The organism is [Haemophilus] ducreyi, assembly GCF_900109315.1.
In the GTDB taxonomy this organism is placed as follows: Bacteria; Pseudomonadota; Gammaproteobacteria; order Enterobacterales; family Pasteurellaceae; genus Haemophilus_B; species Haemophilus_B ducreyi.
In genome coordinates this window covers 1-17,050 of sequence record NZ_FOJC01000010.1, presented here as the reverse complement: position 1 = coordinate 17,050, position 17,050 = coordinate 1, and the positions used below count along the sequence as shown (strand labels likewise).

General features: G+C 42.0%; 11 protein-coding genes and 4 pseudogenes. 2 read left to right on the top strand and 13 right to left on the bottom strand.

From position 1 onward, the window contains the following. The first annotated feature begins 16 nt into the window (after positions 1 to 16). Positions 17 to 526 (top strand): S-ribosylhomocysteine lyase, encoded by a 510-nt coding sequence (gene luxS, locus BMX01_RS07090; RefSeq protein ID WP_064083421.1) that lies wholly within the window; start codon positions 17 to 19, stop codon positions 524 to 526. Between the two features lie 66 nt (positions 527 to 592). Beyond that, complete coding sequence (locus tag BMX01_RS07085; RefSeq protein ID WP_074648010.1) at positions 593 to 2,215, top strand: phosphoethanolamine transferase; 1,623 nt, start codon at positions 593 to 595, stop codon at positions 2,213 to 2,215. Positions 2,216 to 2,301: 86 nt separating this feature from the next. Here the strand turns inward: BMX01_RS07085 and ansB are convergent, their stop codons facing one another. From ansB to BMX01_RS07020, 13 genes and pseudogenes are all read right to left on the bottom strand, one after another. Continuing rightward, the gene (gene ansB, locus BMX01_RS07080; protein ID WP_064082551.1) at positions 2,302 to 3,351 is read right to left on the bottom strand and encodes an L-asparaginase 2; all 1,050 of its coding nucleotides are present in this window, start codon (positions 3,349 to 3,351) and stop codon (positions 2,302 to 2,304) included. Positions 3,352 to 3,550: 199 nt separating this feature from the next. Continuing rightward, positions 3,551 to 4,398, bottom strand: a pseudogene (locus tag BMX01_RS07075) (DNA adenine methylase). A gap of 182 nt (positions 4,399 to 4,580) precedes the next feature. After that, a pseudogene (locus BMX01_RS07070) lies at positions 4,581 to 7,363 on the bottom strand (phage tail protein). After that, on the bottom strand, positions 7,363 to 7,566 hold the full coding sequence (locus BMX01_RS07065; protein ID WP_064082112.1) for a hypothetical protein: 204 nt from the start codon (positions 7,564 to 7,566) through the stop codon (positions 7,363 to 7,365). The pseudogene BMX01_RS07070 and the gene BMX01_RS07065 overlap by 1 nt, the downstream one beginning before the upstream one ends. Before the next feature lie 4 nt (positions 7,567 to 7,570). Continuing rightward, complete coding sequence (locus BMX01_RS07060) at positions 7,571 to 7,822, bottom strand: hypothetical protein (RefSeq protein ID WP_064082113.1); 252 nt, start codon at positions 7,820 to 7,822, stop codon at positions 7,571 to 7,573. 17 nt (positions 7,823 to 7,839) lie between these two features. Continuing rightward, a pseudogene (locus BMX01_RS07055) lies at positions 7,840 to 8,648 on the bottom strand (phage BR0599 family protein). Between the two features lie 44 nt (positions 8,649 to 8,692). Beyond that, entirely contained in the window at positions 8,693 to 10,375 is a 1,683-nt protein-coding gene (locus BMX01_RS07050) for a hypothetical protein (protein WP_064082114.1), read from the bottom strand. Next, positions 10,375 to 11,341, bottom strand: a pseudogene (locus BMX01_RS07045) (hypothetical protein). The gene BMX01_RS07050 and the pseudogene BMX01_RS07045 overlap by 1 nt, the downstream one beginning before the upstream one ends. Positions 11,342 to 11,343: 2 nt before the next feature. Continuing rightward, complete coding sequence (locus BMX01_RS07040) at positions 11,344 to 12,342, bottom strand: hypothetical protein (RefSeq protein ID WP_064083346.1); 999 nt, start codon at positions 12,340 to 12,342, stop codon at positions 11,344 to 11,346. Then, positions 12,342 to 15,569, bottom strand: a complete 3,228-nt coding sequence (locus BMX01_RS07035; RefSeq protein WP_234946419.1) for a tape measure protein — start codon at positions 15,567 to 15,569, stop codon at positions 12,342 to 12,344. The genes BMX01_RS07040 and BMX01_RS07035 overlap by 1 nt, the downstream gene beginning before the upstream one ends. A gap of 115 nt (positions 15,570 to 15,684) precedes the next feature. Further along, entirely contained in the window at positions 15,685 to 15,870 is a 186-nt protein-coding gene (locus BMX01_RS07030) for a hypothetical protein (RefSeq protein ID WP_126497614.1), read from the bottom strand. Positions 15,871 to 15,893: 23 nt separating this feature from the next. Further along, the gene (locus tag BMX01_RS07025; RefSeq protein ID WP_064082117.1) at positions 15,894 to 16,298 is read right to left on the bottom strand and encodes a DUF6631 family protein; all 405 of its coding nucleotides are present in this window, start codon (positions 16,296 to 16,298) and stop codon (positions 15,894 to 15,896) included. A 47-nt stretch (positions 16,299 to 16,345) separates the two neighbouring features. Beyond that, positions 16,346 to 17,050 (bottom strand): phage tail tube protein (locus BMX01_RS07020; protein ID WP_074648007.1); only part of this gene is annotated, 705 nt, incomplete at its 5' end.

Sequence of the window (17,050 nt, the reverse complement as noted above, 5' to 3'; positions counted from 1 at the left end):
TAATTTGGAGTAAAATATGCCTTTATTAGATAGTTTTAAAGTTGATCACACTCGTATGAATGCACCAGCAGTAAGAGTTGCTAAAACCATCACTACGCCGAAAGGCGATTTAATTACTGTGTTTGATTTACGTTTTTGTCGCCCTAATATGGAGATTATGTCGTCTAAAGGTATTCATACGTTAGAACACCTTTATGCGGGGTTTATGCGTGATCATTTAAATAGCGATAAGGTGGAAATTATTGATATTTCACCGATGGGTTGCCGAACAGGGTTTTATATGTCGCTTATTGGTGAGCCAAGCGCACAAGCGGTCGCAAATGCATGGAAAAATGCTATGCATGATATATTAACCAAAGTATCTGATGTTACACAAATTCCTGAGCTGAATATTTATCAATGCGGTACATTTTCAGAACATTCTCTAGAAGATGCTCATCAAATTGCACGTGATGTATTGGCTAAAGGTATTAGTATCAATTTGAATGAAGATTTAACCTTAGATGAAGAATGGTTAAATCGATAATTTTTAGGCCGCTTGTTTTAACAAGGGGTCTATTTTATTTCTGCTGACCTTATTTTATAGATTATTATGATCAAAAAATTATTTGCTTATTTACATTATCGTTTATTTTATATTTGGTTATTATTATTTTCTTTTTTGTCTGTAATGATATCACCAGAGAAAAGTACAGAATACTCTGTTATAAGCGTATTTATCCTTTTATATTTAATTTATGCTTTTAATCAACGGCTTTTTACCTGGGTAATTATTTTTCTTAGTATTACGCTTTCGTTATATTATCCTATTTATCTACGCTATGGTTCATTAAATTCTGGAATTGTGGCTGCGTTTCTAGAAACGAATATTTCTGAATTGTTGGGTTTTCTAGAAAGAATTAGATTGGAGCATTTATTATTTCCTATATGTTATATTTTATTTGCGGTAATTTTGATTCGTTTAAAGAAATATAATAAACCTAGCCCATATGATAAGCGTAAGCGGCAGCTTTATATTGTTCTTTCTGCGACTTTTATTTTTACACTTCTTTTTGAACCTACTAGATTTTATTTAGGTTCATACGTTGCAGAAGAGGATCGAGATTGGACGTTGGCGAATAGTCCGGTCAATATTGTTTCATTTTATGCCAATATTTATGACAGTATAACTCATTATTATCAGGAGAAGCAGGAGTTACTGGTTGTTTCAACCAAACCTAGCCCGTGGCAAATTACTCAAGTAGAACCGCGTTATGATAATTATGTATTAATTATTGGTGAAAGTGCTAGACGAGATTATTTAGCAACTTATGGTTTTACATTACCAACGACACCATTTTTAGATAGGACCAACGGTTATATTAATGCGGGTTATATTGCTAGTGCGCCGGCGACATATCATTCATTATTAAAATCGTTATATTTAAAACAAACCGGTAAAAGGGATTACGCTTATAATATTATTACACTTGCTAAAGGCGCAAATTTTGAAACGAATTGGTTTTCAAATCAAGGAAGCATTGGTAAATATGATACGATTGCTAGTCGTATGGGGCGAACTTCTGATTTTTCTTATTTTACTAAAGTAGGTGGTTTTAATACTAATAATGAAGATGATTTTAAATTGGTTGAACAGTTAAAACAGCGTTTAGCGCTAAATAAATTAGTAGAAAAACGAGGGCGATTATTTGTTCTTCATTTAATGGGTAGCCATGCACCTTTTTGTGATCGGATTACTGCAAAAGAGAAACAGTTAACTTTTATGAATGAAGATATGTGTTGTTATGTTAATAGTATTTTGAAAACGGATAAGTTGATTGAAAATGTAGTAGATGCATTAAAATCGACCGGACAAAGTTATTCTCTCATTTATTTTTCTGATCATGGATTACATCATATTGATAAGACAGATAAACAAAAATTAACGTTAGATTATGGCGAAGAGTTTAAATCAAATTATGCAGTACCTTTTGTTAAAATTTCCAGTGATGATACAGAAAGACTAATGGTCAATACTAAACGTAGTGCTTTTAATTTTATGTATGGCTTTAGTCAATGGTTGGGTATTCGTAGTGCAGAATTAGATCAAAATTATGATTTCTTTTCTAATAAAGATGATGAACATATTAAAGTGTTTAACTTTAAAGAAAATGTTGAATTTGAACAGTTAAAAGAGGATGTTATTCCTGAATTTAACACAACAATCAGCAATTAATTAAAAAGCATTAATAACTATGTGTTAATGCAAGCAGAAAATAAACCCCATCATAATTTATGATGGGGTTTTTGGTTAGACAGCGGTTAAAATTCTTCAAAATATTGTTGGATAGTATGGATATCTTTTGTTTTCGTTAATGCTAATTGTAACAATACGCGGGCTTTTTGTGGATTAAGTGTACCAGATGCAGCAAAGCCATATTTTGAATCATCAATTTCAGCATCGCGCGTGGTATAACCGGTTGGAACACGCGATGAGCGAATAACGGCAACGCCTTTTTTAGCTGCTGTTTCGAGTAGTGCTAAGTTTACGGCATTCATATTACCATTGCCAACTCCCGCAACCACAATACCTTGATAATCAGCGTCTAATAATGCTTTTAATGGCTCAGTTGGCATATTTGCATAGGCGTAAATAATGCCGACTTTAGGCAAATCAGTTAATTTGGTTACATCAAATGGTGTGTTGGTTGTATGTTTGCTTTCAGGATTACGTTCATAATCGACTTTACTATTATGAATATAACCTAAAGCGCCAAAGTTTGGTGAATGAAAGGTTTGGACAGCCGTTGTGCTTGTTTTAGTGACATCTCGTGCGCCAAGTACTTGATCATTCATTGCAACTAAAACGCCACGTTTGGCGGATTTAGCTTCTCGTGCTACTACGATGGCGTTATATAAATTAAGTGGGCCATCAGCACTTTTTTCGGTTGCAGGGCGCATAGCGCCAACTAAGACAATCGGTTTTTCGCACTTAGCGGTCATATCTAGGAAATAAGCGGTTTCTTCCATCGTATCTGTGCCGTGTGTGATCACAAAGCCATCAGTAGAGGCACATTGTTGGTTGATCGTGTTGGCTAATGTTAACCAAACTTGATCATTCATATCTTGTGAGCCAATTTTAACCACTTGTTCGCCTTTGATATTTGCTAATTTTTTCATTTCTGGAACCGCTTCAATCAGCGTGTCAATATTCAGTTGTCCTGCTTGATAAGCAGAGCTGACGGCACTTTCACCGCTACCAGCAATCGTGCCACCGGTGGCTAGGATCGTGATATTCGGGAGCTTGTTGGCATAGGCGGTAGATAATCCTAATGCAAATAAAGTGGAAAGCGCTAATTTAGTCAATTTCATATAATCTCCTGCAGTAAAAAGGGTAGTTAATTATGCGGACTAATCCGTAAGATGAAAAATATATTATATTAATTCTTTGATCTTATTAACAAAATTTTGCCGTTTGTTGAGCGGTTTAAAGCCGCTCAACATAACTGCAACAAAAAAAGCGAGATAAGTATTTCTCGCTTTTTTTACTCATAGTGTAATGACGTTACATTTAAAACTTAAACACCATATTATCTTCATATTTACCCGAATAACTTGCCGAGGTATTAATAGAAACTTTGCCGTAATTTTCAAACGCCTGCCAGTTATCCCATTTATCTTCTATCATGGCATCAATAAATCGGACAAACTCAGATTTACTCGAACTAAAAAAGATATAAGGCGGTCGAGTTAAATGAATCAATCGTAAAAAGTCAATCAAATCAAAATAGCTTGCTTGTCTGTAGCTCTCTTGTCTAGTACACAGGTATGGAGGATCAAGAACAAAGAGAGTATTTGGTTCATCTCTGAATTTAGGTAATAGTTGATGAAATGATTCTCGAATAACTTCAATTCCGTCTAAATAGCCCTCTGCATTAGGATAATTAGACTGACGAACACAATTCCAAAAATCCTTATTGAATAGATCTTCTAATGAACCTACTTGATTTCCACTAAATAATAACCAACTCGCTAAGCAGTTTAAATCTTTATATCCTTGAAAGGATTGGATTACATTAATGACGTTTAATTTTACATCTGATGTAAGTCTTTTATTTTTGGGTATAGTGTCTCCTATAGTATCAATAATTTTTTGTCGTAATTGGTTTATTTCATTGATATGAAGTAAGCGTTCTGCATAGTTATCAAAGTCGTTATAAATTACTCGAGCAGCTGGTTTTATACGTTTAGCTACATGACTAAGTAATCCTGAACCACCAAATGCATCAATAATTGTCCAACCTTGACATCACCTGGAATATATTGATTGAGAATCTCCGTATAATGTGTCAAGAATTGACGTTTTTGTCCAATAAATGGTAATGGTGCGTTTTTATAAATGGTTACATCTTTTTTCATATTTTGTAAGACCTTTTCATATAGTGAAAAAATTATGCTAAACTTACGTTTGTCTTGGCTAAGACCACGGGTCTAGCAATAGTTATTGCTCACAGGTTAGGTCTGTGGGTGATGAGGTCAGTACGCTCTGCCAAGCATACTGACTACCCGTGCTTTTGTTCCTAATAAGTTACTTCTTGCTATTAACCTCCTACTCGTAAAACAATATCTTTAAATGCAATCGCGTTGTTTGATATTGAGCCAACCACATTAATCTTAAATCTAATTTCAGTCGCTTCTTCCGGTAAAACTTCAGCAACCTGTTGGCTATGCCAATCATTTTTTTGCCAGTTGTCAAACTGCTCTGAAACATATTCTTTAAGTAACTCAGTACCTTTATAAAGTTGTACAGTAACAGTACAAAGCCCGTTACGCTGATTATATGTACCGACTTTGTATGAGAGCGCAAAGCGTTTATATTTATTGGCTTCAATCGAATAAGATTGGTAAATCACATTCTCGCTTGCATTTGAAGAGAGCATGATGTATTTACCTTCCGGCATATCGTTATCATCATAACGATTGAAGTAATCATTACCTTGTGTAAATGCGCGTTGATAATCCCAATCACTTAATAATTGCATTGCACCTTGCACGGTAAACTCATAGCGATACAGGCTTGTCAGCTTATCTTTTACTGCGTAGAACGCCAGTTTGCTAAATTGTTCTCCTTCTGTTTTGCCTTCATCCGGATAAACAAATTCTGTCCCATTCGTTGTAATTGACCGCACTATGTTATCGCCATCCATTAAATCAATTTTATAGCTAACACCTTTCCCAAGTGCAGTACTGTCATCCGTATGCGCAATAAGTTGGTCTGCTTGAATATCTCTATCTCGATGCGCCCATGTAAGCGTAAACGCTGAACTGTCTGCAATCTTATCGACAAATGCACCGTCTATTTTTACATTTGCCGGTGGGTAAGGGCGCGCTTGTCGTTGCTGTGTGGTTAGTGTTAATACACTAGCTGCATCTTCAGAGAGCGTTTCAATCTGTGTACGGGTTAATAACTTGGCTTTGAGCATTTCGTTTACCGTATACTTTGTTTCATCCGTGCCGGCGGCAAGCAGATAGCACCATACAATAGTGTTAGCTTTATGCGCCTGTGGTATCGTGTCCGCACAACCGCGCCCTACGGTCATTGTGCCAGTTTTAAAATCCACAGCATCAATTCTGATGATCTCATCGTCAATCATAACCGCTTCGGCGTACTGTAACGCTGCGTAATCGCCCTCTAACTTAAATTTAAACGTGGTTTGGTACGCTGTCGCAGGCTCTTCGAGTTTGATATACGGTGTAAATGAGCCGGTCGTCGTTTGCGTATAACCGGCACCCGCATCAACTAACATCTCATAACCGACCGACAGTGCGCTCGGTTGAGTTGCCAAGCTCCACACAAAACAATCGGTCGGTTTAACAAATGCAAACTCCGCTTCACTTAACACCAGTGGTAACACGTGATACGGTACCTCAAGTAATCGCGCCTCATTAATCGGCTTGGCGGTGTAATCCGGCGGCACATAAAGCGACTCGCTTTTTTGTGTTGAGTAATTTGCAGCCGGTAAACCGAACACATCTTGCATACAAGTCACTATAAGCTCGCTTTCATTACCATTTTCAATAGCACCGACACGAAAAACCGCACTTTCAATTCCACGTTCCGGTAAATGTACTTTAAACACATCGCCGTGTTTCAATTCGCTGGCACGCATATCAAACACAATCTTCATGTTAAACTGCTGGCGACCATCTCTAAATCACGTTGTGCAAGGTGAGCGGCTAAATCAAAAGTCGGCACGCCTTTATATTCAACGGTTTTTGCGATAACACCGTGCATTTGCACAGACGCAATATTATTCGCAATGGCTTGGTCTTCACGGTTTGTCACCGGGTCGCGCCATTTCACGATAATTTGATTGGCTGTTGTATCGGTTGCCGAGCTGTCATCATCTTGCACCATCAAAATCCCATTATCATAGTGAAATGTGGACAAATCGTCGGGGTTATAATCGTTACGCAATAAACGAATGGCTTGCTTACCTGTTTCCACGTTGTCGTATTGCACCGCGCCAATATGGTCGATAACCTGTTGCATAAACTCTTTAATCGAGCCTTGGCGATTGTAGCGTAAGCACAATCCGAAGCCTTCTTCATAGAGCGTGTCTGCAGCTTTTTTGTAGCTGTCTAAATCAAGATCACTTAAGTCCTTTTTGCCACCCCAGCTTTTATTGGTGGCACACTCAACAAGGATATGCGCAGGGTTCATAGCATGAATTTGACGCGCATTTTCTTCTTGCTCTTTTGTCAGTCCTGACATTTTTAACGTGTCGTTGCGTAACATAATTTTGCATTTTTCCGGATACCACACCGTACCGTTAAACCAGCCTTTTAATGCCCGTCGCACACGGTAACTATGTTTTTTCGGGTACGCGTTATAACAACTAATCAGCCCGCTAAACACCGTGGAAACAATACTGCGGAAGCCGGGAATCAAATCATCTTTTGCAAGATTGCTTTCAGTCACATTGCCAGCAGAGAAAAAGTCTTGCTGAGCTTGCTGTTTTTTGCGTTGTCCTGCCTTACGTAAGCGGGAGTTATTCGGTTGGGCAGGAGCAGGGTTTTGATTGCCCTTTAACAGATTAACTAGCATTTGCGTTGGTTTTTGGTCAGGCTCACCCATGAGAATCTCTAACCGCCCTTGAATACCGCCTTCGCCACCAGTGTTTTCACCCCCGAACAAGTTTGGCTTGTCAATATAAGTCGCTTGTGAATGCGTTAGCTCTCCTGGCTTACCGACATACGCCGATTTATCATCAATGCGTAACTCCACAATCTCATCTACCGGTCCGCGTCCCAGCCCCGAATGAATATCCCAGTAGTAACGATAACCGACCGTTACCGCACCGCCTTTGCGTTTGCCACCCATTATTTTTCCCCTTTCGTTTGTTGTGCTTGTTTTGCGGCAGTCACGCATTTGCGTGCAAACACGCTACCGGTGGCTAAGAATTTTTCAGAATCAATTCCATTTTGCAAAAAGTCGTTGAAATCCCACCCCTCGCGCTCAAAGAACGCTTGTACACCTGCCGCGCAAAAATGCACACGGCGCATATCTTGTATCGTGATGACCATTTACTTATCCTTTTTTAATTTCAGTGGTACGATAGTTACCGTGCGCTAATACTTGCCAATCTTCTGTCCAGCAATCGCCGAAAAACACACATTGTGGTGTCCCTTCATTCGCTTGCGGGAAATTCCATTCGTCGCTTGAAACCGCTTCCGGTCCTTGTCCGCTACGTTGTTTTGGCGCAAGCGCTTGATTTAATAAATAACTGACCGCAAGCACTGCAACATATTTAACGACCGCCCAACCAATGGCTGCAAACATAACGTTCTCCTTTTAAATTAAAATACCCGTGACCCATCATAAGGCGATTTATTCGGCATGTGCGGAATACCACCGAAATTCAGCATATTGTTAAATTTTTTAGGCAAGTAGTTGCCCGTCCGTCACAGCCGGGGTACACCTTAATCGTTGTGCCAACAGACAGCTTTTGTGTACCACCCATTAGGGTAATTTGGTTATTTTTATGTACCGTTACCGCCCGTACTTCGCGCACGCCGTCACTATCCGTCCACTCAATAAAGCTGGTGTTAAACCAGCCTTCAGGTAAATTTTCAGGCACATCTACGGTGAGTGTTGTCCCGTTTAACGCTTTAATCACCAAACCTGCAACCGCAAAATTTTTCGGATTAACTCTGCAATCGTAATCGTAGAGCGTATAAGGGAAGTTACGTCCCCAAGTTAAGCGCAAGCCCGCACTTTGCATTGTGGAAGATAGCCCCGCAGAAACTAATTCCGTCTTATGTACATCAGGGCGTTTTGCTTCAATAATCGTACCAATCCAAACTACCCGTAATTCTTGTTCTTGATAATGCAAGCGCATAATCATCACCTTAACGGTTTGGCTCGGTGGCATACCACGATACAGCAATGCCACAGGGTTATTGCTCGGTAGCACAATATTGATATTCTCGCCCGTGCGACGACCGCTATCACTGATTGCGGTTGCCAGCCATTTTTCATTGTTTACGACAATGTCTTGGTCAGCATCACAAAAACGCCAAATCTTTTCATCATCGCCGCGGGTAAATTGATAAAGCGTAACGGGCTGACCATCGGCAACAGAATGGGTTTTATCTAAATAATTCACGTTTTAAATCCTTTTTAAATATCGTTTAAATGTCGTTTAAATCATTAAACTTCGAGTTCATCATGTAAGCCTCGGAAGCTAACCATCACACTTGCCACCGTATCAGTGTGGTGCTTCCAGTCAATCGTGTCGCTCTCTAAGCGTGAGAGTGTCAGAAAAGAAATCTTAGCCACTTGTTCACGCTTTAAATTTAACACTTCACCATCCAGTGCAAGCCGTTCGGTTTGGTTGTTGCTTACCGTTGCGGCTAAAATCCGGCGGTAATGCACGCTGCCGTCGGTACACTCAATGCGAATGTCTTGCCGTCCCGCCTGTTTCAATAAGCAAGTCGTGTAATAAACCAGCTCAATATCGAGATTTTTGCCGACAATATCGTTTGCTAGTGTTAAATCTGATGTCGAACTTGCTACCCAAATCGCTTTTTGTCTGCCACGTAAGTAGTAAAACAGTTGGCGCAGTTGGTGTTGTGCGTCAATCCCATTTAACAAGAAACGATGGTTTGTGAGCTGAAACGCATTTTTCGCCGTATCTAAGTAATGTGGTAAGGCGGTGTCGTTATCCAGTTGTTTAATCAAACGCAAGTATTGTGCGGTAATATCTTCTGACCATTCGCTGGTTGGCTCTAACACGGGATGCCCACGATAAGTCGGCAAGTGACGAATATCGGCAGCATAGCCATTGTGCTCGTGAATTTGCAGGCGAATTTGTGCGGTTGCCACGCCATCACTTAAACGAGTAAGTTGTGGCATATCGGTCAGCACGGCGGAGCGCAACGGATAGATCTGTGTGTGAGTATCAAAGCGATGCAATAACGGGCGCTTTATTTCAAGCTTATCAGGCTCAATGCCAGTAATATCCACCATTTCACGTTTGTTCCCGTTCATCAAAACCGCACGTCCTCCGACATAAAAGTCAAAGCCTGTTGTGGCGAGTGAAAGGGTTCTATCGCCTTGTTTGGTTGGCTTAGCCAAATAAACTCGATGCGTGAAAATCGGCAACGCCCACACTCTTGCGCCGTAAGCATAGAGCATATTTTCTAAACGCTGACGTTCTGTTCCAACGGTAGAGACTTTAAATTCAAAGGTTCGACGGGGTGATAAACGTTTTGCAATACGCTGTTCCGCTCCGGTAATTGATTGATGCACGGTCGTTAAAAACTCTAGTTTTTCAGTCACGTCTTCAGACCAATCGGGGAAAAATTCCCAGTCGGTAGAGCGCGAGCCAATAATGCGCAACGTAACCGGATTTTTGCCCGCAATCGTAAAAGTTACTGTGCAATCAATTTCCGCCGGACCGTTCATACTGACTTTAACCGTCCACTTCTTAAGTGCCAGTGCGCGTAGCGTGAGTGGTGTTTGATTGCCGGTTAGCGTAATGCCTTCGCCATCTTGTATATCTACCTTGGTTAAATTGACCGTGTGTCGGTTCGCATTCCACAAGTGCACATCAAACACTTGTTCAGTTGAAATTGAGCCTAGATTAACTGTATGCGGAATCACAAGCACACGGCTGTATAAATCGCTGTAGTAGTTCGGCGCAATATAAGCCTGTAACGACTGAGCTAAATCTAATAACTTGCCTTGCCGGAGTTTGCCTGACATTGTCGGCATAAGGCTTGCAGCAATACGTGCTTTGCCACGATAAATCGGCAAGCGGTCTAAATAGGCGGTATCTTTAGACGCGAGGCTTTTACCACTTGTTACAATATAGCCATTGATATTTGCCATTATTCAACCATCCGATAAGCCACGCCTTGAATCCCTGAGTTGTTTTTCCCTTTTTCAATATAACTTTCATTACGCACGTCATATTGCGCACTCGGAATAATCATCCATTTCTCGCTATTGATGGTCAGAATTTGACGGGGCGAGAGACACAACCATTGTGCATTCATAGCGATCTGCAAGAATACCTAAACGGCGAAAAATACCATCAATACCATGTGCAATTAAGCTGTGTGGACACGGTATTAACGATTGCCCGAACTTAGATTGACTGTAATAGACAAGTAAGGCATCAGGATGATAAGTATTTTCGTCTGTTGTCATCGCCGCTCTGCCGAGTGTAAGCAGGTATTTGCCTTTATCCGCATTACTCAAATCTTTATAATCTGAAACATTTACGGGAGCGAAATACCAAGGTGTCCGTTTATCGCCACTGATACCGTCGGCACGGACAACCGCTTGATTGCCACGCGCCCCGTTAGAAAAGCCGTAAGCGTGGTCGCTATTTTGATAATGCGCGTAGTTCTTTGTGATATAAGTGCCATAGGTATATTGACCGCCGGTATAAGTGCCTTCTTTGTTTAACGTGCCAATGCCAAAATGCCGAAATTTTTCCGCTTCAATTTGCACGACAACGTGTAAATATTGCGCCGTGCCGAAAAAGTCATAAGACGCATAATTGCCTTTTTCTAACTGAGAGGTTGCCGTGTCGATTTCACGATAAGCGTGCGCTCTTGATGAACCGGGCTGTTCATGGCCTTTTTTACTGGTATCGAAGCCGGTATTCACATAAGTAAACAACTGATTAACTTCAGGCTTAAACATAAGCGACCAGTAGCCTTGCTCGTTGTGTAAGCACAGCAAATTATCTTCCGACTTATCTACTACCCACTTTAAGCCTTGAGCAAACTCACTTAATTTTTTAAGTAGTTCCTTAACGTCTTTTGCGTTACCCGTTTGATATGCCATGCTTAATACTCCGTTGTTGTCTCAATCACAAAATAATCCTTGGTTGCTACACGATAGCCACCGTTAAACACCAGCCCTTTTCGTCCTTCAGTAATAGTGACTTGATCGCCTGCTGCTCGCTGAATACCCGGAATCCAATACACGCCATCAAATGTGCCCCAACGGTTACGTCCTTGGCTAGAATCCTTGAGACTGATAAATTCAACAGGTATCAATGGATAAGCACCGCCTTGGCTTTCGCCCATTGAATCAATACTGCGTGGCTGTTGATATGAACTGAAAAGCTCATAATTACACAACGGGAATAGCGATTGTCTGCGTGAATCGGTACGCAAGTTTTTGTAACTGCTGCCGTAAAAGTCACGCCAGCTTTGGTCAGGTGTAAAAAGCCAACAATTACCATATTTAGCGTCTATGATTGATGAATGCAATTCACCTGTTTGTGAGTAGCGTACTCGTACCGCACGGTTGTTTTCATCCACAATCGGTGCGCTACCGGCAACACAAAGCGGATAGGGGTATTCTGTCGGCGGCACGGTCGGTAAAATAAAACCGAGATAAGCACTTGAACACACTTGCGAAATGCGTGTGATAATTTTGCAACAACGTCCACTTGCGACAATGTGATATTCGATTGGACGGTTATCCGCAAACAAAACAACGCCAGGGGAGGCATTAATTAAGCCTTTGTCAATTTCAGCTGGCGTAACCGCTTTTTCATTGAAAAACGTGCCGCCCCAAAAGTTAAGATTGTAAGTATCAGCTGAAATTAAGTTATCGGTTGAAGCCACAAGATAAATATCTTGTTCAACGCCGGTACCGGTTGATTTCCACGCAATTTGACGGATTTCTTTTTGTGTTGCGGTTTCGGTCAATTTACGGTCAAGTAATACTGTCCACGCTTGTCCGTCGCGCTTGAGTGTTTCATCTTGTGTTAGAAACTTATTGATTTTGTCTAATAAATCACGCTCGTTTTCTGCTGTGCCTGTTGTGTATGCCATTAGCCTAACTCCTGTTTTAATGTCTGTTTATTCGCCCTAATCACGGTCATTACCGCACGTTCACCCGCGACCGTATTAATGCCTGCCGTGAATAATTCCGCACTATCCACCGCTAACGTTTGTTGGATAGTTACAGGGCTTGCTACCGCCTGTTGTCCTGCCGTGCCGTTTTGCATTTCTTGGGTCAATGTTAGCTCGTTGTATGACGGCATTGATGGTGCAGAGATCAATCCACCGGTGGCATATTTACGTAAATGACCACGATTAATTGCATGTAAAAAGCCCACGCCATATTTCTGCACACTTGCCGCACGCACCACAAACTCACCATTGGATAACCGTGCCGGGATGGAGTCCGAAGTGCCTGTTCCCGGTCCGGAAATAAAACCACCGGTGGCTGCCGTCACGGCTGCACCCGCACCGCCGAAAAAGCCACTAATGGCACTGGTCGCTTGCATTGCCAGTTGTTGTGCGGCAATCTGCGCCATGCTGTTTATCACGGTCAGGGCTAATTGTTTTACCGCATCACCCAAGCTCATTGTGCCTTCAGCAAGTCCCATCAATGCGCTTTGGATACCTTGTGTTAAACCCTGTTTAAACGCATTTTCAAGTTCGTTTCCTGTCTGTTTAAGCTCTTGAATTTTTACTTTCATTTGTTCAAGCATTGCGCCGGCTGCTTCGCCTTGCGCACCGGGCATTTGTGCTAATCTTTCCAGGAGCGGTAATTGTTTTTCAATTTCTGCTACCGTTTGCGCATACATATCTTTTAAGCGTTGCTGTCCTTCAAAGTGTGAAATAAGCCCGGTTTGTACTTGCGCTTGAATCTGCTGTTCTTTGGCACTTTGTGCCTGCATCACTTTGTTAATTTCTGCCTCAATGCCATTTAACTGAACCTTGGCTTCTTCCAGCGGTAACATTTGCTTAACCAAATTAATGCCGTCTTGGTTATTGGCTTTGCTAAATAAAGCGAGTAACTGGTTGTATTTACTTTGTACATCAAGCAGATCCGCTTTTGCCGTTTGTCCGGTTAAGCGCAAGTAATCACTATTGAGTTCGCGTAGCTTATTTGTGGCTTCTTCTGCCGTACGTTTTGTATCTTGTGCCGCTTTTTTCGCATCACTTTCCGCTTTACGTTGCGCTTTATTCACTTCCACTTTTGCTTTTCTGTCCGCTTCCGCCTGTTCACGCAGTTTTTTCTGATTTGCTTCAATCGTTTGATAGAGTGCTTCTGCCTCTTTTTTCTGCTCATCCGTCCAATTGCTATTGTTACGTGCATTATCAAGGTTCTTTTCAAGCTCACTCATTCCCGATTGACGTGCGCGGGTACGCAGTTTTTCTAGCTCATCGCCGCCTTTTTTCTCTGCTTGCTTTTGCTCAAGTTGAGTTTGCAAGCCAATGGCTTCATTGATTTTGTTGATAAAACCTTGCACTGCATTGCCCGACATCCCTGCTTGTGCGGCAATGCCTTCAAATTTTGTACGCATCGCTTCTAAGCGTTCGATTGCCGTCGTGGAGGCTTGGCTCAAATCTTTTTTGAGCTTTTGAGTGAGTTCTTCCACTTCCGTTTTCATCGCAAGGGCTTCGGTTTCACTTGCTTTGATTGCTTCTGTGAGCAATTTCACTGCTTCAGGATGTTGCGGGTCGCCAATTTCCGTTAATTTTTCTGCTAATGTACCGCCGGCTTCGATGGCTGCGTCCCAAGCCACTGCTAATTGCGTTTGCGTAATATTGGCTAATTCGCTGCTAGCCGTACTCATTGAGTCAATTTTTTGCTGTAGCTCATCAATTTGCGCATTAAGCGCATTTACTTCATCGGCATTAATTAATCCGCCCATGACGCTAGTACGGCTTTGATTTAGCAATTTATCGCGCTCGGCAATGAGTGCTTCAAGTTTTTGTTTCGCTTCATCTAATGACGCCGTATTAACTTTGAGCTGTTCAAGGCGATCACTAAAACCGCCCATTTCGCCCAATTTGGTACGTGCTTCGACTAAGGCGTTAGTTTTCTCAATATTGGCATCAAGCGTAGTGAGAGATTGGGCAAATTGACGTTCAACTTCTTCCTCTTGGCTTTTTAAATACAGATACGCTGCACTCAGCCCTGCAATAGCCGTAATCGCCAGCCCAACTGGTCCGCCGATTGCCGCAAATAATCCCGAGCCTACATTGACGGCAGCAGCTCGGGCTTTGGCAACAGCAAGCGCACCATAGGCTTTTGTTGCGCGCCCGACCGATACCGTCTCGCCATTGACCGCTTGCATTAAAACTACAGTCGCTTGTGCTTGACGAACAGAAGCCGTTGCACTAGCGTTAATCGCTGCCATGTGCGCACTTTCCGCGATCACTGCTTTACTTTTTAAGCTAATGCTAGTGTACATGGCTGATAAATAGCGCGCGGTGTATGCCGTGCCGACTAAAATGGCAATGCCGGCTAAACCCTCGAGATGATTTGCCAACGTCGAAATCGCCGTCGAAACAAGGGTAGATGCGCTCAGCGTTTTATCGGTATTGCCGACAAATTCAAGCCAAGCGTTAGAGAGTTGCGTGACCGCTTTGCCAATCGTCAATGGCATTTGCTCATATTGTTTTTGAATACTGTCTGCACCTTCAGCCACGGCAGTCATAATCACTTGCGTGGTTAATTGACCTTCTTCCGCCATTTTGCGCAACTCGCCTCGGGTTTTGCCGAGGGATTTTTGCAAGAGTTCTAAAATAATCGGGGCTTGTTCAGACACCGAGTTAAATTCTTCGCCACGTAATGCACCGGCTGCCATACCTTGTGATAACTGAATGATTGCTGCTTGCGCTTCTTGTGCACCAGCACCGCTGACTGTCATCGCCTGTGAAACGGTTTTCGTAAAGCGCAAGATTTCTGCCGAGTTTGCCGAGTCGCCTAATGAACGAAAAACGCGCGTGTAAAGCTCCGCCGTAGCAGAAAATGCTGTCCCCGTTTCTTGTGCTACAGTCATCAAGCCATGAAAAGTGCCTTTAGCTTCAAGATTTGAGCGAGAAACTAATTTAATGCGTGCTTCAAGGCTTTTAAATTCGTCACTGGTTTGCACTAAATTGCCAATCGCCACATTACCCAAAGTTAAGCCAATGGCTTGTTTTTTTAATTCGGCTAATTGCTTACTGATAGATTCAACACCAGCACGGGTTTTGCCAAGCTTTGATGCTGCCTTATCGGCTTGTTGTGCGTGCTTTTCGGGCAAGCGACCATCGGGCAAGCACTCGGATTAGGCACATTGACTTATCCGTTGATTGCTTTTATCATTGCAATTTTTAGATCGCCTTTTGCATTCTTATTAAGCTTAATATTTGCTCCTAAAATTTAACCTCGCACTATGTCGAGGTTAAATCGTTTAGATAACCGGTCACCTCTTTACCACCATTTACCCCATAAGCTACATCTACCGTGCGCGCAGCTCTTAAACGTCGCTCACGCAAAATCGATTGCTGATAAAACAGCGTTATCTGGCGTGCCGTGTAATACTGAATTTGGTTAAAATCATGTCCGCTTGCAATCAATTGTTCAATAAGCTCTGCCCAGTTTATTTCTGCTTCTGCGCTTGTTGCAGTACCGCTTTTTCTAACATCGGTTGCAGCGCCTGACGGGTAAAAAAATCACTATTGACCGTCCACCACATCATCAATACCGTTTCCGCATTCTCGCCGGTTAAGTTTTGCACCCATTCCAGCGGCTTATTGATAGATAAGCTCACCATGGTTAAAACATCTTGATAATGTTCTGCGAGCAAACTCATCAATGGGTCAAGTCCGAATTGCGTGTCAGCTTGTGAAAGCGTAGTGCGCAAATCCGTCACAAACGGCATAAACAAGGCTCGGTGTTGTAACTGTTGGATTAAAGAGTATTCTTTAACTTCGATTTCTTCACCGGCAATAGTCAATTTTTGGTGCGGGAAGAGTACATTTAATTCATCTTTTTCTTTTTGCATGACTGAAACCTAGAGAAAGCCCCTAAATACTAGGGGCAGAAAAAGCGTTATTTTTTAATTTTAACAACGCGCCCGAATCGACCAAGCGTGCTATCGCCCGTTTTAGTCGTATCGGCTAACACTTTGGCTTTCGCACTTAACGCATCAAGCGCATTTTCGTTGTTGATTAAATTTAATGCTTCCGTTGGGTTGAAGTTGATTTTGTACAACTCAACTAAGCTCCATTCATTCTCTTCAGCAAGGTTGATTCCCTCGAAACGCAGGAATAAGTCTTTCGGATTGGTGGTTAAAAGTGCAATCACATCAACATCACCGTAGTTATAGGCAACGGTTAATTTCTTGCTTTTTTGTTCTTTTAAAAACTCAATCGTCCCGAAAATCGCATCAACAACAAAATCCGTGTTTTCTTTTAATTCAGCAATTTTTACATCGCTCACATTTTGATGTGCCCACGCAATACGATCACCAACTTTAATATCGTCAGGCAATGCTTCTTTTGCCACATTACCCGCTTTGATTGTGCTGGCTTCGCCTAAGAGCATTAAGCTCAAATTCTCTTTGCTCATCTCGTGGAATTTAACGGAAACTTCGCCGGATTTGCCGGTGATAATTTTGCGCACTTCTTGGCGATTGCCCGAGTATGATTCTTTATGGGTAAAATCCTCGACGGTCAGTGAGACATTTAACTCTGATACATCACCGACCCAGCGAAATGCGCCAGCTTGCCCGTTTGGTAAACGTTCTGCAAGATA

Coding starts and splice junctions, on each gene's coding strand:
- luxS (WP_064083421.1), top strand. CDS start 17: ATGCCTTTATTAGATAGTTTTAAAGTTGATCACACTCGTATGAATGCA.
- BMX01_RS07085 (WP_074648010.1), top strand. CDS start 593: ATGATCAAAAAATTATTTGCTTATTTACATTATCGTTTATTTTATATT.
- ansB (WP_064082551.1), bottom strand. CDS start 3,351: ATGAAATTGACTAAATTAGCGCTTTCCACTTTATTTGCATTAGGATTA.
- BMX01_RS07065 (WP_064082112.1), bottom strand. CDS start 7,566: ATGGTCATCACGATACAAGATATGCGCCGTGTGCATTTTTGCGCGGCA.
- BMX01_RS07060 (WP_064082113.1), bottom strand. CDS start 7,822: ATGTTTGCAGCCATTGGTTGGGCGGTCGTTAAATATGTTGCAGTGCTT.
- BMX01_RS07050 (WP_064082114.1), bottom strand. CDS start 10,375: ATGGCAAATATCAATGGCTATATTGTAACAAGTGGTAAAAGCCTCGCG.
- BMX01_RS07040 (WP_064083346.1), bottom strand. CDS start 12,342: ATGGCATACACAACAGGCACAGCAGAAAACGAGCGTGATTTATTAGAC.
- BMX01_RS07025 (WP_064082117.1), bottom strand. CDS start 16,298: ATGCAAAAAGAAAAAGATGAATTAAATGTACTCTTCCCGCACCAAAAA.